This window comes from Aggregatibacter kilianii (genome assembly GCF_003130255.1).
Classification (GTDB): domain Bacteria; phylum Pseudomonadota; class Gammaproteobacteria; order Enterobacterales; family Pasteurellaceae; genus Aggregatibacter; species Aggregatibacter kilianii.
In genome coordinates this window covers 1,901,596-1,922,380 of record NZ_NRCN01000001.1, presented here as the reverse complement: position 1 = coordinate 1,922,380, position 20,785 = coordinate 1,901,596, and the positions used below count along the sequence as shown (strand labels likewise).

Genomic DNA, 20,785 nt, shown 5'->3' with positions numbered 1-20,785 from the left:
TTGGTTAAATATTTATTTAAAACACTAAAATAAATAAGGTGCAGTATCCTGATAATAGCGTGGTTAAGCAAGGCAATTTAGCCAAAAATTTGAATCAGATCACAAAAAAAGAAAGAAAAACTCGATTTCATTAACCTCTTTTTAACAAAACAGCCCTAAAAAATCAGAAATCCTCTCTATTCAGAAGAAAAATGACGCAGTGATTTCATCTCCTTACGACTTGCTAATAAACGATGATAATTTTCATAACGTACTGAGCTGATTTTGCCCTCCTCAACCGCTTGACGTAATGCGCAACCGGGATCACTCAAATGCTTACAATCACGGAATTTACAGGTACCAAGCACCGTTTGAAACTCACGATAGCCTTTGGTAATTTGTTCCTCTTCTAAATGCCATAAGCCAAACTCACGAATCCCCGGCGAGTCAATTAAACTTCCTCCTTGTGGCAAATGATATAAACAGGAGGATGTGGTAGTGTGCTGCCCTAAACCGGATGTTACACTCACCTCCCCTACTTGCGCATCCACATGTGGCAAAACGGCATTAATTAAACTGGATTTTCCAACCCCTGACTGCCCTACAAAAATAGAGACACCATGAGATAAAAGTGCGGTCAATTTTTCCAGATTTTTTCCGCTCTGCGCAGACAACATTAAGGTTTGGTAACCAATTTTTCGATAAATCGCTAACAGCTCATCCGCCTCAAGCCACTGGGCTTCCGTCAACATATCTACCTTATTTAACACAATAATGGGTTCAATATTTGCTTCTTCACACACCACTAAATAGCGATCGATAATATTTAAAGACAGGCTGGGCAATACGGAAGAAATGATAATAATACGGTCAATATTGGCGGCGATAACTTTAATACCATCATAATAATCAGGGCGGGAAATCTCGTTTTTGCGCGGATGAATCCCTTCAATGACTCCGCTTACGCCTTGCAGTTGCTCATTGCCTTGACGCCAGATCACATGATCCCCTACCACAACGCCGGATAATGTGCGACGCAAGTTACAACGAAAAATCTCCCCCTGTGGATTTTCCACATCCGCATGGCGGGCATAGCGCGTCACAACTAACCCTTCTTGTGATTCGCCTAACATATCATCTCGCCACTCAATCTCCTTCTTTTGGTGTCGATGTAACACCTTGTTATTATTAGATTGAATTCGACGTTTTTGATTTTGGGTTAATTTGGGTTTACTCATAAAAGTGCGGTCGTTTTTTATAGCGTTTTTCGCTAGAATAAGAAAAAATTTGCCATAGGATACCTTATATAATGGAATTAGATAAACAAAATCTGATCTGGATTGACCTTGAAATGACAGGGTTGGATCCGGAAAAAGAACGAGTCATTGAAATCGCCACGATTGTTACCGATAAAAATTTAAATATCTTAGCTGAAGGGCCTGTACTAGCCGTACATCAACCTGATGAATTACTCAATAAAATGAGCGAATGGTGCGTAAAAACTCACACGGCAAACGGTTTAGTCGAGCGCGTAAAAGCGAGCAAATTAAATGAACGGGCTGCCGAATTGCAAACCCTCGATTTCCTCAAAAAATACGTTCCTAAAGGCACTTCCCCCATTTGCGGCAACAGCGTGGCACAAGACAAGCGTTTCCTGTTTAAATATATGCCTGAACTGGCCGATTATTTCCACTATCGTCACCTTGATGTCAGCACGCTTAAAGAATTGGCAGCCCGTTGGAAACCGGAAATTTTAAACGGTTTTACCAAACAAAATACCCATCTGGCGCTAGATGATATTCGAGAATCCATTAAAGAGTTAGCTTATTACAGAGAACATTTTTTGAACATTTAAGAAACATTAAATACGATTAAGATCGTTGAATATATAAGCAGGCATTTGATTTTCTCGATTTTATGCTTGCACTGCCTAAAAATATTCGTATAATTCCGTCTCGTTCATTTGATGTGAATGCGGGAATAGCTCAGTTGGTAGAGCACGACCTTGCCAAGGTCGGGGTCGCGAGTTCGAGCCTCGTTTCCCGCTCCATTCTCAACATCAAGTCATGCGGGAATAGCTCAGTTGGTAGAGCACAACCTTGCCAAGGTTGGGGTCGCGAGTTCGAGCCTCGTTTCCCGCTCCAAATTCATAGTCCCTCGTTAAATAACGAGGGATTTTTTTATCTATAATACTTATAAAGTGCGGTGAAAATTAGGCATGTTTTTTATAAGTAAAAACTGACAATTCTTTACTTTATCTTTACACAGATAATACGACAAGTGTGTATAAATACGGCTTTTTTAATCAGTAATAGCACCAAAGTGAATTAACTCACTGCCTATAAGGAGCCTTCAAGGTTCCTTATTAGCTTAAAAACATAGCTAATTCTAACCGCACTTTAAGCATTCCCATCTAACCACTACATAAATCCCCCAAAGTGCGGTACAATTTGCCACTATTTTTTGCAAGCGAATACAGCGATGACAGAACGATTTACGCAATACATTCCTAATGAAAACGCTATGTGCGCCTTTGGTGAGAAGCTCATCAAGGCCATCTGCCAAGTATCGAACAATAAAAGTGTGACGCTTTATTTAAACGGAGATCTTGGTGCGGGTAAGACAACATTAAGCCGCGGAATGATTCAAGGATTGGGACACTCTGGCAATGTCAAAAGTCCGACTTATACCTTAGTGGAAGAATACAAAATCGGAGGGAAAATAATTTACCACTTCGATTTATATCGCTTAGCGGATCCGGAAGAATTGGAATTTATGGGAATTCGTGATTATTTTGCAGAGAATACCATTTGCCTCATTGAATGGGCCGAAAAAGGTGCCGGCCTGTTGGCATCAGCCGATCTGTTAGTCAACATTGCCTACGCCGAAAACGCCCGCAACATTGAATTACTTGCCGAATCCGAAACGGGTCGTCAAATTATCCAACAACTCAATTAGAATTCTATCGTACATGAAAGCCCAAAATATAATGAGATTTATCCTTATGCACGGCCTTCTTTTTTTTGCCGTGCTCGCTTTTGCCGATAATACTTGGACGATTGCTATCGATCCCGGACATGGCGGTAAAGACCCTGGAGCAATCGGGCGCAATCTCAAAATTTATGAAAAAAATGTCACCCTTTCTATCGCCAAAGAACTTAAAGCCCTATTGGATAAAGATCCACATTTTCGTGCGGTATTAACCCGCAATGGTGATTATTATATTTCCGTCCCTCAACGTTCGGAAATTGCGCGTAAATACAAAGCCAATTATTTGGTGTCTATTCATGCCGACTCCTCTGAAACCCCGAATTTACGCGGTGCTTCTGTATGGGTATTATCCAATCGCCGTGCCAATGATGAAATGGGACAATGGTTGGAAGATCATGAAAAACGCTCGGAATTATTAGGTGGTGCCGGCAGTGTGTTGGCTTCACATAATGAAAAATATTTAGATCAAACTGTCTTAGATTTACAATTTGGTCACAGCCAACGGGTAGGATATGAATTAGGCAATATTGTCTTACGCCATTTCTCACAGATTGCGTCTTTAAGTCGCCCTACACCGCGCCATGCAAGCCTTGGTGTTTTGCGTTCCCCGGATATTCCCTCTATTTTGGTAGAAACCGGTTTTTTGTCTAACCAAGAAGAAGAACTAAAGCTGAGCACTCCGGCCTACCGCAAGAGGATTGCTCAGGCCATTTATAACGGCTTAGCGGAATATCGTCGTAAAAATGTCAAAGACGAACCTAAAGTCGCTATAGCCGACAAGAATGAAAAAACATCGGAAAAATCCACCGCACTTGAAGTGAAAGACAGCGGTATTCGCCATACGGTGAAATCCGGTGAAGGATTAGGTAAATTAGCAGAGAAATATCATGTTAGTACAGCTGATATTATTGCGTTAAATAAATTAAAACGGAAAGCGTTGTGGGTTGGGGAAACGATTAAAATTCCGGACAACGGAAAAAACAGCCCGATAACCGAAGAAAAATCTGTTAAAGCCAAAGAAAACAACAGCGTGGAAGTGAAAGACAGTGGTATTCGTCATAAAGTAAAACCCGGTGAAAACCTGGGCAAATTGGCGGAAAAATATAAAGTTTCGTCAAACGACATTCTGACGTTAAATAAATTGAAACGAAAAGAATTATTGGTAGGTGAAAATCTTAAAATTCCGGCAACAGCTAAAGCGGAAACCGCCAATAAAACAGAAAAAGGAAAAGAGACCGAAACGCCTAAGATCGTTGATAAATCGACTAAAACACAAGGAAAAACCAAACCGGAAGTCAAAGACGCGGTACAAAAATTCCATACCGTGAAGAAAAATGAAACGCTTTATTCTATTGCTCGCGAATATAAGATCGCGCCGAATAAATTGCTAAAATTGAATCCTCAACTAAAAAATGGCACAGTGTTAAGCGGACAAAAAATCAAGTTGACGGAAGACCTAGGTAAAAAATAATGACTATTCGCGTTTTATCACCTCAATTAGCCAACCAAATTGCTGCCGGAGAAGTAGTAGAACGCCCTGCATCGGTAGTAAAAGAACTGGTGGAAAATAGCCTGGATGCCGGCGCCGATAAAATTCAAATTGATATCGAAAATGGGGGGGCCGGCTTAATTCGTATTCGTGACAATGGCATCGGCATTGCCAAAGAAGAGTTGGCCCTTGCCCTTGCCCGCCATGCCACCAGCAAAATCGCCGATTTAGCTGATTTAGAAGCCATTTTAAGTTTAGGCTTTCGTGGCGAAGCTCTTGCCAGTATCAGCTCTGTTTCCCGTTTAACACTCACTTCCCGCACTGCCAAACAACATGAGGCTTGGCAAGTTTATGCTCAGGGACGAGATATGGAAACCACCATTCAACCGGCATCTCATCCTATTGGCACCACGGTTGAAGTAGCCAATTTGTTTTTTAACACACCTGCCCGCCGAAAATTTTTACGTTCTGAAAAAACGGAATTTTTCCATATTGATGAAGTCATTCGTCGCATTGCCCTAGCCAAGTTTAATATCAGCTTTACCCTCACCCATAATGGCAAAGTATTGCGGCAATATAAAAGTGCGGTAACAAATGAGCAAAAATTAAAACGCGTTGCGGCTATTTGTGGTGATGATTTTATCCAAAATGCGCTGCAAATTGATTGGAAACACGACGATCTTCATTTATCCGGTTGGGTAGCATTGCCACACTTTAATCGTCCACAAAATGATTTGAATTATTGTTATGTAAACGGTCGTATGGTGCGTGACAAAATTATTACTCATGCTATCCGTCAGGCCTATGCAGAATATTTAAGTAACGATCAATATCCTGCCTTTGTGTTGTTTATCGATCTCAATCCAAATGATGTCGATGTGAACGTGCATCCCACCAAACATGAAGTACGTTTTCATCAATCCCGTTTGGTGCATGATTTTATTACTCAAGGCATTAGCCATGCGCTAATCTCCGAATCATTAGATTTTTCCGCTACCGAAACAGAACGTAAAATTCAAGAACCGATGGGATTGTGGGAAGTATCAAGCAAACCGAATCGTTCTGCGGCAGGTCCGAATATGTTTACGCAACCAAGCACATATTCGACGGGTTACCGTGTTGAAAAACAGCCTTCTGAAGGCGCATATCATTCATCACAAAAACACCGACAAAATCCACCGCACTTTAACCGCGACAATATCACGCCAAGCGTGTTAGATGCTCATAAGCATTTGTGGATGGATTCAACCGCGCCGAGCCGATCGAAAATAACGATCAGCGAAGATAGCAAGCCACGGTCCACTTGTTTACATGCCCTTGCATTAGTGGGTAATCATGCATTGTTATTACAGCAAGAGCAGCATTTTTATTTGTTATCGTTGTCCCGCTTACAACGGTTAAAACTTGAGCTAAATTTAACCTTAACCGCAACGTCACAACCCTTGCTGATTCCGGTGATATTTCGCTTGTCGGAAACGCAATGGCAAGCTTGGCAACAGCAGAAAGCATGGTTTACGCAAGTCGGTTTTGATTTTTTGGCAGAGGACGTACAACGCAAAATCACCTTACAAAAGGTCTCTGCCCACTTACGTCGACAAAATTTACAACAGTTGATTATTGCCCTACTCAATGAGCCTGTTGAAAATCTATCTGAATTTTTGACCGCACTTTTGGCGCAATTAGATTTTCCACCGATTCAGGTTTTGGCGGATGCCGTCACAATGCTTACCGAAATAGAACAATTATTAAACAAACAAAGCCATATTCAGCTTTCCGACTTATTCTTAGAAATTAACTGGCAGCCTTATTTAACCCAATTAGCCGATTGATTATGATGCAACATTCCGAACATAAACCAACTGCAATTTTCTTAATGGGCCCGACAGCTTCCGGTAAAACGGATTTAGCCATCCAACTGCGCCAACATTTGCCTGTAGAAGTAATTAGCGTAGATTCTGCATTAATTTATCGTGGCATGGATATTGGCACGGCGAAACCAACAGCGGAAGAATTGGCATTGGCGCCCCATCGTTTAATTGATATTTGCGATCCGGCAGAAAGTTATTCAGCCATGAACTTCCGTCATGATGCTCTTCGAGAAATGCAAGATATTACCGCGCAAGGTAAAATTCCATTGTTGGTAGGTGGCACCATGTTATATTACAAAGCCTTATTGGAAGGCCTTTCGCCATTGCCTTCTGCCGATGAAAAAGTGCGGTCGGAAATTGAAACAAAAGCCATGCAAATCGGTTGGGGCGGTTTGCATCAGGAATTAGCGAAAATTGATCCCATTTCGGCACAACGCATTAACCCCAATGACTCTCAGCGTATTAATCGCGCGTTGGAAGTATTTTATTTAACAGGTAAGACCTTAACGGAATTAACAGCCAAAAAAGGCGAAGCCTTGCCTTATGACATTTTGCAATTTGCCATTGCGCCGGAAAATAGAGAGGTCTTACATCTTCGAATTGAGCAACGTTTTCATAAAATGATTGAACTTGGTTTTCAACAAGAGGTCGAAAAATTTTACCAACGGTCTGATTTAAACGAGAATTTACCCTCCATTCGGAGTGTGGGTTATCGTCAAATGTGGGAATATTTACGCGGCGATTATGATCATAAAGAAATGATTTTCCGAGGAATTTGCGCCACCCGTCAATTAGCCAAACGTCAGATTACTTGGTTGCGAGGTTGGAAATCTCCTATTCAATGGCTCGACAGCTTACATCCCACACAAGCACTTGAAAAAGTTTTAGTTTCAGTAAATTCTTTGTCAGATAAACAATAAAAACACAAAGTACATCTAGTGACTTTCTGCATAATTGTTGTTATATTGGGCCTTGGAGGCATATACAGGTAGCTGTATTGTTTTAGTTAATAAAATTTGTTTGTAGAAAATAGAAGGAAAGAAAAATGGCAAAAGGACAATCTTTACAAGATCCTTATTTAAATGCGTTACGTCGTGAACGTATTCCCGTTTCAATTTATTTAGTAAACGGTATTAAATTACAAGGGCAAATCGAATCATTTGATCAATTTGTGATTCTATTAAAAAACACTGTGAATCAAATGGTTTATAAACACGCAATTTCTACTGTTGTACCCGCACGTTCCGTAGCACATCACAATGCTAACCAACAGCAACAACACCAGCAAGGTCAACAGCAAGAAGCTCCGTCTTCTGTAGAGGCCAGTATTGATGCTCAAACAGAATAATTAAGCAGAAAATATTGGATAATTTACTCGGTAATTTAACTCAAAGTGCGGTGGATTCCCAAAATGTTTCCACCGCATTTTCTATGCCTGAAAATTCAACTCAAACATCAGATCACACCATAAATAATGCCATTGTTGTGCATTGTTTTTTTGAACAAAGTAAAAATACGGACGATTTAACCGAATTTCAGTTACTCGCCAAATCTGCCAACGTACATATTCTCAATGTCATTACGGCAACCCGTAGTACACCACAAGCCAAATATTTCATCGGCAGTGGAAAAGCGGAGGAGATCGCCGATACAGTACGTCAATATAACGCCGATCTAGTTTTGGTTAATCACAGCCTAACTCCCGCTCAGGCGCGTAATTTAGAAGCGCTGTGTGATTGTCGTGTTGTCGATAGAAACGGATTGATTCTCGATATTTTCGCTCAACGTGCTCGCTCTCACGAAGGGAAATTGCAGGTAGAACTCGCTCAATTAAAACATCTTTCCACCCGATTGGTACGCCGTAAGACAGGGCTTGATCAACAAAAAGGTGCTGTGGGGTTGCGTGGCCCGGGCGAAACGCAATTAGAAACCGATCGACGTTTAATTAAAGTGCGAATTAACCAATTACAAAGTCGCTTGGAAAAAGTTGCCAAGCAGCGTAATCAAAATCGTCAAACCCGACAAAAAGCCGATATTCCGACAATATCCTTAGTCGGCTACACCAATGCAGGGAAATCCACCTTATTTAATTTAATTACCGATGCCAATGTTTACGCTGCGGATCAGTTATTTGCCACACTCGATCCCACCTTACGACGTCTAACCTTACAAGATGTCGGCACAACTATCTTGGCTGACACTGTGGGCTTTTTGCGCGATTTGCCTCACGATTTAATTTCAGCCTTCAAATCGACTTTGCAGGAAACCACCGAAGCCTCTCTACTGCTTCATGTGATTGATTGTGCCGATAACCGAAAATTAGAAAATATTGAGGCGGTGAATCAGGTGCTGGAAGAGATCGGTGCACAAGAGGTGACACGATTGTTGGTTTATAACAAAATCGACCAACTGGAAAACGTTGCGCCGCATATTGAATACGATGAAAAACACCTGCCAAGTGCGGTCTATATTTCTGCTAATTCCGGCAGTGGTCTTGATTTGTTGCTGGAAGCCATTCGTCTCCGTTTAACAGAGCACATTCTTAATTTACAGATTACGCTACCGCCATCAGACGGCAAACTTCGCCATGCGTTTTATCAGTTAAACTGCGTGGAAAAAGAAGAGATTAATGAACAAGGCGAGTTTTTATTAAGCATTCGCCTTGAAAAGACAGAATGGCTGAAATTGGTAAAACGTTTTACGCAGTTAATGCCATTTAACCCAATTCAGCCCGACGAAAACTAAGATTTTCCAATGCCATATTGACGTAATTTATTGGCAATAGCAGTATGGGATACACCTAAACGGGTTGCCAGTTTTCTGGAACTTGGATATTTTGCATAAAATTTATTAAGCACTGCCGCCTCAAAACGCCCAACCATCTCATCCAAAGTGTCGCCTTCCGTTATAAACTGGTCAATGTCTCTAGAATGGGGTGTTTCTGGTGCCAGCCCTAAGTCTTCAATCCTCAACAGATTGTTTTGACATAAAGAACAGGCGCGATATAACGCATTATAAAGCTCACGAATATTGCCCGGCCAAGGATATTCTTGTAAATATCGCAAAAAATTCTCATCAAAGTGCGGTGGAAAAATGCCGAGTTTTTCACTGATTTCTTGAATGAGTTGATGGCTTAAAAACGCAAGATCTTCCTTACGCTCACGCAACAAAGGCAAATTTAAACTCAACACATTCAGCCGATGAAACAAATCACTGCGCATTTTGCCTAGCTCTACATAATGTTGTAACGGCTGTTGGGCAGTACAAATCACCCGCACGTTGGCATAACGTTCCTCTTCATCCCCCACACGACGAAAAGTGCCGTCACTCAAAAAACGCAACAACTTCGCCTGCAAGGTCAACGGCAACTCCTCTACCCCGTCTAACAGCACGGTACCACCATCGGCATATTCAAAAAAACCGATAAATTCACCGTCTTTATTTCGACGCCCAAACATCTCCGTTTCCGCATCTTCCCCCGGAATGCCGGCACAATTGACAGCCAAAAACGCATGATCACGACGTTCGCTAAAATCATGACACGCTTTTGCAATGACATCTTTGCCCGTACCGGTTTCGCCTTGAATTAATAAGGGAACATCCAGCAAAGCAAATTTTTTAGCTTTCTCAATCACATCTTGCATTCGTGGATTTTTACTGACAATTTGTGCAAAAGGATCGGTGTTTTTTAACGTTGTCATATATGTCTCGGAAGTTGAAAAACTGCCTAATAATAACCTTATGCAGAAAAATCGCCAACGTCTTTGGCAACTTTTATTTACAGTTTGCTATATTATTTACACTTTATCTTTTTGCTTAAATTTTACTTGATCAAATACCGTGTTGCTTAAATGGCTTAGCAATTCTTTATGCAATTGTGATAAACGAGGCTTTTCATTTGATTGAAATGAAAGCGGGCGGCAAAACTCCATGGCTTTAATGCCTAAACGGGCAGTCAATATGCCCACGCCAATACCTTGTGCGGCGCGCACTGACAATTTCGCCGTCAGATCTTGCGATAACCAATTCACGCCTAAATCCTGAATTAATTCCGTCGCTCCGGCAAACGCCATATTCACCAAGACCATGCGCAACAAACGAATACGACTAAAATAGCCCAACTCAATGCCATAAATCTGTGCTATTTGATTAATCAAACGAATGTTGCGCCAAGCGATGAAGAAAATATCCACCAACGCCAATGGACTAATTGCCACCAACGCAGCCGATTCCGTCGAGGCTTTGGTAATCAATTTTTTGGCTTGTTTATCTACAGGCTGTAGCACGTTTTGACTAAATAAATGCAAAATCTCACGGGCAGAATAGGCTTCATGAATTTGTTTTTGCCATTGCATAAAATCAGGGTTTTGCCCATCAATATGAACTAATTTGCTCACTTCTTGGCATAAGCTGACCGCCTGTTGATGTTCGGCAGATGAAAAAACATCTTTAAAATTGACCGCACTTTTCAGCAACTGTTGGCTTTGCGTTTGGATTTCTGCCCGATGACCTAATTTCGCCAAACGTCGCCATTCGCCGACAATCGCCGATACGCCGAGTAAAATTACGGCACAAGCAACCAAGGAAAACGCAAAATAAATCCATTGATTTTGTTGCCAGGCATCCACCAGCCATTGCACCGATTGAGCCACAGAGGCGACAAAAAACAAGAGACTAACCCCACCTAATATTTTTTTCCACCAACGCGGTTTAGGTTGCAGACTTTGCTCAAATTGTTGTTCTAACAATTCGCCTTCAAAAATCCCATTCTCATCCTCTGTGTCAGGTACTGCCTGCTCTTCGTGAAATTCCTGTTTGGCGATAAATGCCGATTGCGCATTGAGATCCTCATTCATATCGCTTTCATTTTGTGTAAACACTTTTTTCTCCACGACCTGCCTCCTACAATTTATCGCCCAACAAAAATTGCAACACCGCATCCATTCGCAAGTGCGGTATATTTTCACCTTGTTCTAAACGGCGTGGTTCAAATTGGTCGAATTCAAATTTTTGATTTTGCCAAAAATCGGCACTCGGCAATCTTCCCGGCACACTGCCCGGATAAAGTGTCACTTTCTGCTTATCGGAAGAACGAATACCTTGCAACGCTTTAAATTGCTTACCGTTTTGATTCACCACCACTTGCTGTGTCGCACGGATAGACGCAATCGCGGTGTAATCCGTCACAATATCGGCAAATTCTACATAACGTCCGCCTTCTTGCACCAATTGACGCATCAAGCCGATTAAATTCGGCAGTTGGTCTGTGGTGATATGATCCGCCTTGGTGGCAATAAACATCAATTTATCAATTTTAGGTGAGAAAAGACGATTTAAAAGATGCCGTTTGCCATAATGAAAATTACGAAATAGCTGCTGTAGTGCCTGCTGCATATCGTTAAAAGCTTGTCGGCTATGATTTAACGGCGTTAAGCAATCCGCCAAAATGACTTGTCGATCAAAGGTCTCAAAATAATTTTCATAAAACCCTTTCACAATATGCTGACGATAATAGTCATAGCGTTTAGTCAGCACAGCAAAATAACTTTCACTTTTCGCTTCACGTTTCAGTTGTTGCCACTGTGATGTATTCAAATGCAATAATGGAAAGAATTGCAAGGCTGGAGCGCCTTCAAGCTCACCGGGTAACACAAATCTTCCCGGCTGAATAAAATGCAACCCCTGTTTCTTACATTGCCACAAATAATCGGTGTAATCTTTAGCCAACTGCGCCAAAATGTCTTCATCCGCCGAATCGGTCAGCTTAATTTTTTTCACTTTGTTTAACCAAGTCTGCACCAACTCAGCGTGTGTACCGTTAAGTTGTCGTTGTAATTCCAACGACCACTGTTCAAACCCTAAATCCAATAATGGCAAATCCAACAACCATTCGCCGGGATAATCAAAAATATCTAAATATAACGTGCCTTTTTCTTTCAAATGACGCAGCAAGCCGTTGCTTCGTTGATAACGGATCGCTAAGCGGGTTTCACTCACGCCTCGGGTAGATTGCGGCCAAATCGGGGGTTCTTGAGACAAGGCATTAAGATTACCTTCGTAATCAAAACGCGGGATCGATAAATCTAACTGGGGAACCCGTTGTACCGCCAGAATTCGGTGTTGACGGGCAGCATCAAATAGCGGCAAATGCCCGTTATCCACTCGATTAATGTGTAACATTTGATTCATTAAGCTAGTAATAAAAGCGGTTTTCCCACTTCTACTCAACCCCGTCACGGCAATTCGTAAAGTACGATCTAAGCCACGATTAACCAGCTCGTTTAATTCTTTTTGCAGATGATTTAGCATACTCGTCTTCTTAATATATGACGTCAATAATTGGGAACATTATACCGAAAAAATGAAGATGGGCTTAATTTGCTTGGAAATAAAAGAAAAGTGCGGTCACAAAAAATATATTTTTGAGAATGGGTTTTGCCAACAGCCCCCGAGGGGCGAATAAATCACATAAGCGATTTATGCATCATTTTCGTTACGTTTTTATTCTGCCAAAAAGCCATGTTGATACATAATGCGTTTTGCCGTATCGGACATTAAGAACTGGAAAAATAAGCGGGTGATCACATTCTCGCTAAGTTGCGCGGCAGAATATGTCGCCTTGATATTAAATTCGGGTGGGAAATGATGAAAACGCAGATTCTCATTTGCTAATTTGTGCATATAGTTGGCGTAACCAATCATCATGTCAGCATGATTATTCTGTAAGACATACTTGGAAGCAATTTCACCTTTAGGAATCACTACGGCACTATTTTCACCGCCGACCAACGGCATAGCACGCTGTTTTAATAAACTACCGGAAACGGGATAGGCTTGTTCTAACAGTTCAAACAGGTGCCAAGTGTAATCCCCGCAAGGATCCGCAATAGGCGTGGAGGTTGCCAAACGCAATGATTCATCAAACAAAATATCTAACGTATTGCGATGTTGATAATGTTCGGTATTTAACGTAGTGAGAATAAGTTGATTAAAGGCGAGGATTTGCTGGTTATAAATACATTTCGTGGCAGATAGGATATTGATATTTTGCAAATTGGCACTAATAAAAATATCACAGTATTCATCGGCCTCAAGACGTTGTCGCAACAACCCCGCCGGCGCCAAATGTAAATGAACCTCCACCGGGTTTTTCTGCTTGAAAATCGTCACTAGCTCATTTAAGACATGACGAAAACTTCCTGCGCTAAAAATCGTTAAATTCAACATTTTTTGATCCTATGAAAGCCGCTTAATACGCTGTCGTACACGGGGACAAAATGCGTAAATCCATGGTTTTGATACTGTGCTTCCTGCACCAACATGGGCAAATAAAATAACTGCGTAAGATTCTCGGCAGTCAACACGTCATCAGTGAGGCCAAATAAAACGTTTTGTTTATTCATTAACAAGACTTTGTTAGCCACTGCAACCGCATGATTAGGTTGATGCGTCGTAAATACAATGGTTAATTTATGTTCTTTCACCAACTGTTGCAATAACGATAATACAGTATTTTGATTCGCTAAATCCAAAGCGGACGTAGGCTCATCCAACAGTATTAATTTGCATTCGGAAACAATGGCGCGTGCAATTAAAATCAGCTGTCGCTGCCCGCCCGAAAGCGAAGCAAATTCGCGATTTGCCAAATGGGTCATGTTCAAATAATCCAGTGCCTGCATGGCGACTTGATAATCATGTGGTTTCGGTTTGGCAAAAGTATTAATATGGGTTGAGCGCCCCATCAACAGGATATCCAATACGGAATAAGCAAAAGGCGAAGAAAAGAATTGCGGCACAAAACCGATAGATTGATACACCTCAATCTTGGATAAAAGATGAATTGGCTACAGGTAAATTGATTGAAGTGTTAAAAGATCAAGCGATTGAGTATGAAGGTTATTACCTTTACTATCCAAGTCGACGCCAAAATTCCCCTCTTTTTAAAGCATTAGTTGATATGTTAAAAATTTAAGGAATTGCTTTTAACAAAGTGCGGTCATTTTCAGCGGAGAATTTGGATAAACGGCATATTTGCTAGAATATGCATGGAATATATCTTACAATTCGGCATTATTATTTTAAGCATTCACCAGTCTATTGTTATGTTGAATAAAAAAATCTTTGCGTCGTTTTTTTTGCTCGCTGTTGCTGTCAATCAGGCAATAGCGGCACCGCGTGTGCCTGAAGAGCTAACCGACAATGGATTGATTTATTGCACCAACGCCACGGGCTTTTCTTTTAACCCGCAAACAGCTGATGCGGGAACCAGTATGAATGTGGTAACAGAGCAGATTTATAACAAACTTTTCGATATTTCCAACACTAGCGCCATTCCAACTCCCGTATTGGCACAATCTTATTCTGTTTCGCCAGATGGCACGGTAATTACCATTCATTTGCGTAAAGGGATTAAATTTCACCGCACTGACTGGTTTAAGCCGACCCGCGATTTCAACGCCGACGATGTGGTGTTTTCGTTAAATCGCGTGCTAGGTTATGAAACCTATTTACCAACATTGGAACAAAGCTCGGTGGATTATAAAAATCCGCAGTATCGCATTTTCCATGAACAAGCGAAGAAAGTGCGCTTTCCTTATTTTGAAAGTATTAAACTGAACCAAAAAATCGAATCGGTGAAAGCATTGAATTCGCACACGGTGCAAATTACATTATTTAAACCTGACGCTTCCATTTTATCTCACTTAGCCAGCCAATATGCCATTATTTTCTCGCAGGAATATGCTGTGCAACTTAATGCAGACGATAATTTGGTGCAATTAGATATATTACCGGTGGGAACCGGTCCGTATAAGGTCAAAAATTACTTCCGAAATCAATATGTACGGTTAGAAAAAAACGAGGATTATTGGAAAAAAGACGCCAAAATTAAAGATATTATTATTGATTTATCCACAGATCGTACCGGGCGTTTGGTGAAATTCTTTAACGGCGAATGTCAAATTGCCTCTTACCCGGAAGTGAGTCAATTAGGCTTATTGAAGAAAAATGATAAGCGATATTATGTAAAAACCTCAGATGGCATGAACTTAGCATATTTGGCCTTCAATTTTCAAAAAGTCGCTATTCAAGATGAACAATTGCGCCGCGCCATTGCTCAAGCCATTAATCGTCAACGAATTATTAAAACGATTTATCACAACACCGCAACTGTAGCCAACAACATTATTCCGAATATTTCTTGGGCATCGAGTGTGAATACACCGGATTTTGCTTATGATTTTAGTCCTGTAGAAGCCCAAAAAGTCTTACAGAATAAACAACTGAATTTGAATATGTGGGTAATAAACGAAGAGCAGGTTTATAACCCTGCGCCCCTTAAAACCGCCGAGCTGATTAAAGAAGATTTAAATAACGTTGGCGTAAACGTAACGATTCGTTCGGTGACGCGTACCTTTCTCATCGATCAACTCAATAAAAAATCTGAAGACTACGATATGATTTTAACCGGTTGGCTTGCGGGGAACCTCGATCCCGATAGTTTTATGCGACCGATTTTGAGCTGTAGTGCCTCTAATGAAATTACGAATCTGTCCAATTGGTGTAGTGAAAAATTCGATCAATTCATGGATGAGGCATTAGATAGTGCCAATTTGCGTGTACGCGCCAATGCATACAACCAAGCCCAAGAGCTGATTTTGTCAGAATTACCAATTATCCCAATTGCCAATGTAAAGCGGGTGTTGGTTGCCAGTTCAAGGGTACAGCACATTGAAATGAGCCCCTTCGGTAGTCTTAATTTTTCTACATTGTCGTTACGTAAAGGACTGAAATAATGCTTAATTCTTTAATTCGACAATGTATTTTTCTGCTTGTAACATGCTTTGTGTTGTCGCTGTTGAGTTACATTATTTTAATGCAGGATCCATTGAATGCTGAGTTGGCCACCCCACACTTTTATAACGGTTATATTTATTATTTAACCAACCTTACCCAAGGCGATTTAGGCATTAGTTATAACGGCGGACAACCTTTAAGGTCGACAATTTTGACGGTGCTACCGCCCACCCTTGAATTATGTTTTTGTGCCATTTTACTGGCCGTAATTTTCGGCATTCCTTTGGGTTTAATCGGCGCCATTTACCAATCCCATTTCATTGGAAAAACCATCCGCACTTTATCTGCTGTCGGTATGGCATTGCCGGTATTTTGGATTGCGCCGATTTTACTTTATGTCTCTGCTATTAATTCATGGGAAATTTCTGCTATTGGCCAATATAATTTGCTCTATGAAATCAAGCCGATTACCGGCTTTCCAATTATCGATGTTTGGTTTGTAAATGAGCCTTATCGTCTGAAAATTATTCAAAACGTACTCCAACATTTGGCATTACCAACCTTAGTACTAACTATTTTACCGACAATGGAAATCGTACGTTTAGTGCAACAACGGGCAGAAACAATTTTTGAGCAAAATTATGTAAAAGTGGCTACCACCCGAGGTTGGTCAACATTTAAAGTCTTACGCAAATATGTTTTGCGCAACACCTTACCGATATTAATTCCGCAAATGACCCGCCTCTTTACCTTAGTCATTACACAATGTATGTTGGTTGAAAGCACGTTGGGTTGGCCGGGCATTGGACGTTGGTTGATTGATGCAGTTACACAGCAGGATTACAACAGTATTTCAGCCGGCATTATCATTATCGGACTTTGTATTATTTTTATTAAAATACTCTCCGAAGGACTGATCTTTATTTTAGATCCGTTAAATAAGAAGGGCTGGCATGCGAGATAGAGAACCTAAAGATTTTCGCGAAAGCGCGGCATTAAAGCAGATTTGGGACTTGTTCCGCAAAGATCGTATTGCGCTATTTAGTTTCTATGCACTTTTGTTGCTAATTTTGACCGCACTTTTTAGCCCGTTCATTGCGCCTTATTCCAGTGACACCCAATTTGTCGGACGGGAATTAATGCCGCCATCTTGGGCTAGTAATGGGGAAATAGCTTATTTCTTAGGCACGGACGATATTGGACGGGATGTGCTTAGCCGAATTATTATCGGCACCAGTTATACTGTTGGAGCGGCCCTCATTGTTGTACTTATTACGGCATTCATTGGTGGTGGACTAGGCATTTTAGCCGGCATGTCGCAGGGCATAAAATCTCGTGTATTAGGTCATTTTTTAGACGCTTTTCTCACTATTCCCGTGTTGTTAGTTGCCATTATTATCGCTACCTTGATGGAGCCTAGCCTGTTTAATGCCATGCTTGCAATTACCTTGGCATTGTTACCTTACTTCGTACATGAAATTTATCACAGCATTCAGTTGGAATTGAAAAAAGAATATGTATTGATGTTGCGCTTAGACGGCATTTCCAAATGGGTTCTGCTCAAAGACACTATCTTGCCCAATATTGCCGTTCAATATATTCAAGAAATCTCACGAGCATTCACTATTGCCATTTTGGACATTAGTGCCTTAAGTTTTATTGCGTTAGGTGCGCAACGTCCCGCTCCAGAATGGGGAGCTATGATAAAAGATTCTTTGGAATTAATTTATTTGGCACCATGGACAGTGATTCTCCCCGGATTAGCGATTATTTTCAGCGTATTAATCGGTTTGGTTTTCAGCAACGGATTATGTCGCGCCATTACAAAATATTACGAGTAGGTAAACATGGCATTATTGGATATTCGCAATCTTCGTATCGATATTAAAACACCATCAGGTCTCATACGCATAGTTGATAATGTTAGCTTCACACTCAACGAAGGTGAGATTTGCGGCCTTGTAGGAGAATCCGGCTCAGGCAAAAGTTTAATCGCCAAAGTAATTTGTAATGCTTTTAAGGATTCTTGGATTGTTACTGCTGATCGCTTCCGTTTTAACGATATTGAGCTGTTAAAACTCACACCAACACAACGTCGCAAAATCGTAGGAAAAGAAATTTCCATGGTGTTTCAAGATCCGCTCACTTGTCTCGACCCTAGCCAAAAAATCGGCAAACAACTAATTCAAAGCATCCCGGGATGGACATTTAAAGGACATTGGTGGCAACGTTTATTAGGTTGGAGAAAACGCCGTGCCATTGAATTGTTACATCGAGTGGGAATAAAAGAACATAAAGATATTATGAGTAGCTACCCCCATGAACTTACTGAGGGGGAAGGGCAAAAGGTGATGATTGCCATTGCTGTAGCTAACCAACCGCGTTTATTAATTGCTGATGAACCGGCCAATTCCGTGGAATCCATTACGCGCGTACAAATCTTTAAGCTATTATCCAGCATGAACCAAAACCAAGGTACATCCATCCTGCTTGCTAGCAACGACATTAACAGTATTAGCGAATGGTGCAATTCATTTATTGTGCTTTACTGCGGACAAAACGCAGAATCGGGGCCAAAAGAAAGCATTCTGGAAAACCCACACCACCCATATACACAGGCTTTATTACATTCGATTCCGGATTTTACCCAACCCTTACCCTTTAAAGGCCATTTAGGCACATTAAAAGGTACGGTCCCTTTACTGGAACAAATGCCTATGGGTTGTCGTCTTGGACCGCGTTGCCCGTTTGCTCAAAAAAAATGTATCGTAAAACCGACCGCACTTCGTATTAAACAACATGAATTTTTTTGCCATTTCCCAATAAATCTGCGGGAAAAGAAAATCAAAGAAAAAGAGCTCATTCAACCCTTAACACTAAGCACTGATAAGCCGGAATAAAGGAAAACACGTATGCCATTATTACAAGTAGAAGATCTGACAAAATCTTTTAAAGACAGTTTCGGCTTATTCGGTACCGGCCATTTTCATGCAGTTGAAGGAATTACTTTCACATTAGAAGCCGGCAAAACTCTTGCAATTATCGGCCGTAATGGCTCCGGAAAATCAACTCTGGCAAAAATGATCGTAGGTATAACACAGCCTACTTCAGGTAAAATTTTATTTAAAGACAAGGAATTAACATTCGGCGATTATAACTATCGAGCCAAACATATTCGCATGGTATTCCAAGATCCTAACACCGCGTTTAATCCACGCTTAAATGTAGGGCAAATATTAGATGCGCCGTTACGCTTAACCACCCATCTGAATGAACAACAACGCAATCAAAAGATTTTTGATATTTTAAAATTAGTCGGAATGCACCCGGATCATACCAATATCAAAATTAACACGCTTTCCGTTAGTCAAAAACAGCGTATTGCCCTCGCACGCGCATTGATTTTAGATCCGCAAATTATCATTATTGACGATGCTCTCGGCTCACTAGATGCCACAGTCAAAACACAGTTAACTAATTTAATGTTAAAACTACAGGAAAAATTTGGGTTAGCCTATATTTATGTAGGGCAACATTTGGGGATCATAAAACATATCGCCGATGAGGTTTTGGTAATGGAAGACGGTAAAATGATTGAATATGGCAACACTTATTCCTTATTTACTGCACCTAAAACTGATGTCACCAAACGGTTGATCGAAAGCCATTTTAGTAAAATTTTAGACGAATCTTCGTGGGGTGATAATCTCCTTGCAACACCATAACAGCGCGGTGAAAAATTTAGATTTTCTTTATCCGACTAAAACACTATACTTTAGCTCCATAAATTTCACCACTAGGAGCGAAATAATGAATCCCCTACCTAAGCCAATTAGCCAATTTCTAAAAGAAAAACATATTGTGAGCTTTACAGCACATTATCGAGAAGATTTTTGGGCAGCCAACTGTTTCTACGCTTTTGATGAGCAAAAAGTACGCTTAATTGTGATGACAAAAACAACAACCCGCCACGCACAACTTATGTTAAAGAATGATCATATTGTGGGAACTATCGCCGGTCAACCGAACAAAATTAAGGATATGGAAGGCATTCAATTCACAGCCTTAGCGCACTTGCTGGAAAATCAAGAAGAACGCAAAAAAGCCTTTGAAATTTACATAAAAAAACAACCACTCGCCAAATTAGTCAATAGTGATATTTGGGAAATTTCATTTACCGAGATCAAACATACATCAAATAAATTGATTTTTGCCAACAAAACCCATTGGATAAGAGAAAAAATCAATAACCCACACTTATAAAAACATCCCAAAAACCAACCGCACTTTCAATCACTTCCAAAGTGCGGTTTTCTTGTTCGCTAAATTTCCCGGTTATCTCTCCGTTATCTCTTTAAGTGATAACTTGTCATTCTCTTACTTTTCCCTTTTCTCTCTCTTTTGGCCTTTAGTCCTTCTTCAACCTTTAACTTAATCCTGTTTGTCCGCTTTGCCCAAAAACAAAAACCCCCGATGCATGCACATCAGGGGTCTATATTCAGCTTGGCGGTGACCTACTCTCACATGGGAATATCCCACACTACCATCGGCATTACGGCGTTTCACTTCTGAGTTCGGTATGGATTCAGGTGGGCCCACCGCATTATCGCCGCCAAAATTCGGTCGATGACTTTACTTCCGTCTTCTCGTATTCTCTATTCTT

General features: G+C 40.9%; 20 protein-coding genes, 2 tRNA genes and 1 rRNA gene. 16 read left to right on the top strand and 7 right to left on the bottom strand.

Annotation, left to right across the window (positions count from 1 at the left end):
* Positions 1 to 176: 176 nt before the first annotated feature.
* A complete protein-coding gene (gene rsgA, locus DK428_RS08950) occupies positions 177 to 1,217 on the bottom strand; it encodes a small ribosomal subunit biogenesis GTPase RsgA (RefSeq protein ID WP_109065095.1) in 1,041 nt (346 codons plus the stop codon).
* A gap of 71 nt (positions 1,218 to 1,288) precedes the next feature.
* Between rsgA and orn the strand changes: the two genes are divergently transcribed.
* The 9 genes from orn (at position 1,289) to hflX (ending at position 9,072) form a co-directional block, all read left to right on the top strand.
* On the top strand, positions 1,289 to 1,834 hold the full coding sequence (gene orn / locus DK428_RS08945; RefSeq protein WP_109065094.1) for an oligoribonuclease: 546 nt from the start codon (positions 1,289 to 1,291) through the stop codon (positions 1,832 to 1,834).
* A 119-nt stretch (positions 1,835 to 1,953) separates the two neighbouring features.
* A tRNA-Gly gene (locus DK428_RS08940) sits at positions 1,954 to 2,029 on the top strand.
* Positions 2,030 to 2,047: 18 nt separating this feature from the next.
* A tRNA-Gly gene (locus tag DK428_RS08935) sits at positions 2,048 to 2,123 on the top strand.
* Positions 2,124 to 2,460: 337 nt separating this feature from the next.
* On the top strand, positions 2,461 to 2,937 hold the full coding sequence (tsaE, locus tag DK428_RS08930) for a tRNA (adenosine(37)-N6)-threonylcarbamoyltransferase complex ATPase subunit type 1 TsaE (RefSeq protein ID WP_005700297.1): 477 nt from the start codon (positions 2,461 to 2,463) through the stop codon (positions 2,935 to 2,937).
* A 13-nt stretch (positions 2,938 to 2,950) separates the two neighbouring features.
* Complete coding sequence (locus DK428_RS08925) at positions 2,951 to 4,441, top strand: N-acetylmuramoyl-L-alanine amidase (protein WP_109065093.1); 1,491 nt, start codon at positions 2,951 to 2,953, stop codon at positions 4,439 to 4,441.
* Positions 4,441 to 6,288: a DNA mismatch repair endonuclease MutL gene (gene mutL / locus DK428_RS08920; protein WP_109065092.1), complete on the top strand. Its 1,848-nt coding sequence runs from the start codon at positions 4,441 to 4,443 to the stop codon at positions 6,286 to 6,288. Before DK428_RS08925 ends, mutL begins: the two co-directional genes overlap by 1 nt.
* 5 nt (positions 6,289 to 6,293) lie before the next feature.
* Complete coding sequence (gene miaA / locus DK428_RS08915) at positions 6,294 to 7,247, top strand: tRNA (adenosine(37)-N6)-dimethylallyltransferase MiaA (RefSeq protein ID WP_109065121.1); 954 nt, start codon at positions 6,294 to 6,296, stop codon at positions 7,245 to 7,247.
* 125 nt (positions 7,248 to 7,372) lie between these two features.
* Complete coding sequence (hfq, locus tag DK428_RS08910) at positions 7,373 to 7,675, top strand: RNA chaperone Hfq (RefSeq protein ID WP_109065091.1); 303 nt, start codon at positions 7,373 to 7,375, stop codon at positions 7,673 to 7,675.
* An 83-nt stretch (positions 7,676 to 7,758) separates the two neighbouring features.
* A complete protein-coding gene (hflX, locus tag DK428_RS08905; protein WP_165819772.1) occupies positions 7,759 to 9,072 on the top strand; it encodes a ribosome rescue GTPase HflX in 1,314 nt (437 codons plus the stop codon).
* Here hflX and DK428_RS08900 read toward each other — a convergent pair.
* The 5 genes from DK428_RS08900 to DK428_RS08880 all read right to left on the bottom strand — a co-directional run bounded on the left by DK428_RS08900 (position 9,069) and on the right by DK428_RS08880 (position 14,144).
* Positions 9,069 to 10,028 carry a sigma 54-interacting transcriptional regulator gene (locus DK428_RS08900; RefSeq protein WP_109065089.1) on the bottom strand — a complete coding sequence of 320 codons (960 nt, stop codon included), beginning with the start codon at positions 10,026 to 10,028 and terminating at the stop codon, positions 9,069 to 9,071. The genes hflX and DK428_RS08900 overlap by 4 nt on opposite strands.
* A 96-nt stretch (positions 10,029 to 10,124) precedes the next feature.
* Positions 10,125 to 11,219, bottom strand: coding sequence for a TIGR01620 family protein (locus tag DK428_RS08895; RefSeq protein WP_109065088.1), 1,095 nt, complete (start codon positions 11,217 to 11,219; stop codon positions 10,125 to 10,127).
* Between the two features lie 10 nt (positions 11,220 to 11,229).
* A complete protein-coding gene (locus DK428_RS08890) occupies positions 11,230 to 12,636 on the bottom strand; it encodes a YcjX family GTP-binding protein (protein WP_109065087.1) in 1,407 nt (468 codons plus the stop codon).
* Positions 12,637 to 12,828: 192 nt separating this feature from the next.
* Positions 12,829 to 13,554, bottom strand: coding sequence for a substrate-binding domain-containing protein (locus DK428_RS08885; RefSeq protein WP_065295738.1), 726 nt, complete (start codon positions 13,552 to 13,554; stop codon positions 12,829 to 12,831).
* Positions 13,548 to 14,144 (bottom strand): ABC transporter ATP-binding protein, encoded by a 597-nt coding sequence (locus DK428_RS08880; protein WP_109065086.1) that lies wholly within the window; start codon positions 14,142 to 14,144, stop codon positions 13,548 to 13,550. Before DK428_RS08880 ends, DK428_RS08885 begins: the two co-directional genes overlap by 7 nt.
* A 47-nt stretch (positions 14,145 to 14,191) precedes the next feature.
* Between DK428_RS08880 and DK428_RS08875 the strand changes: the two genes are divergently transcribed.
* From DK428_RS08875 to DK428_RS08845, 7 genes are all read left to right on the top strand, one after another.
* Complete coding sequence (locus tag DK428_RS08875; protein WP_239493799.1) at positions 14,192 to 14,299, top strand: LysR family transcriptional regulator; 108 nt, start codon at positions 14,192 to 14,194, stop codon at positions 14,297 to 14,299.
* Positions 14,300 to 14,429: 130 nt separating this feature from the next.
* Positions 14,430 to 16,121: an ABC transporter substrate-binding protein gene (locus DK428_RS08870; RefSeq protein ID WP_109065120.1), complete on the top strand. Its 1,692-nt coding sequence runs from the start codon at positions 14,430 to 14,432 to the stop codon at positions 16,119 to 16,121.
* Positions 16,121 to 17,086, top strand: coding sequence for an ABC transporter permease (locus DK428_RS08865; RefSeq protein ID WP_109065084.1), 966 nt, complete (start codon positions 16,121 to 16,123; stop codon positions 17,084 to 17,086). Before DK428_RS08870 ends, DK428_RS08865 begins: the two co-directional genes overlap by 1 nt.
* A complete protein-coding gene (locus DK428_RS08860) occupies positions 17,076 to 17,963 on the top strand; it encodes an ABC transporter permease subunit (RefSeq protein ID WP_109065083.1) in 888 nt (295 codons plus the stop codon). Before DK428_RS08865 ends, DK428_RS08860 begins: the two co-directional genes overlap by 11 nt.
* A gap of 6 nt (positions 17,964 to 17,969) precedes the next feature.
* A complete protein-coding gene (locus tag DK428_RS08855) occupies positions 17,970 to 19,022 on the top strand; it encodes a peptide ABC transporter ATP-binding protein (protein WP_109065082.1) in 1,053 nt (350 codons plus the stop codon).
* A gap of 12 nt (positions 19,023 to 19,034) precedes the next feature.
* The gene (locus tag DK428_RS08850) at positions 19,035 to 19,847 is read left to right on the top strand and encodes a peptide ABC transporter ATP-binding protein (protein ID WP_109065081.1); all 813 of its coding nucleotides are present in this window, start codon (positions 19,035 to 19,037) and stop codon (positions 19,845 to 19,847) included.
* An 85-nt stretch (positions 19,848 to 19,932) separates the two neighbouring features.
* On the top strand, positions 19,933 to 20,385 hold the full coding sequence (locus tag DK428_RS08845) for a PNPOx family protein (RefSeq protein WP_109065080.1): 453 nt from the start codon (positions 19,933 to 19,935) through the stop codon (positions 20,383 to 20,385).
* A 238-nt stretch (positions 20,386 to 20,623) separates the two neighbouring features.
* On the opposite strand, the gene rrf is transcribed toward DK428_RS08845, so the two are convergent.
* Positions 20,624 to 20,739 (bottom strand): 5S ribosomal RNA (gene rrf / locus DK428_RS08840).
* Positions 20,740 to 20,785: the final 46 nt, after the last annotated feature.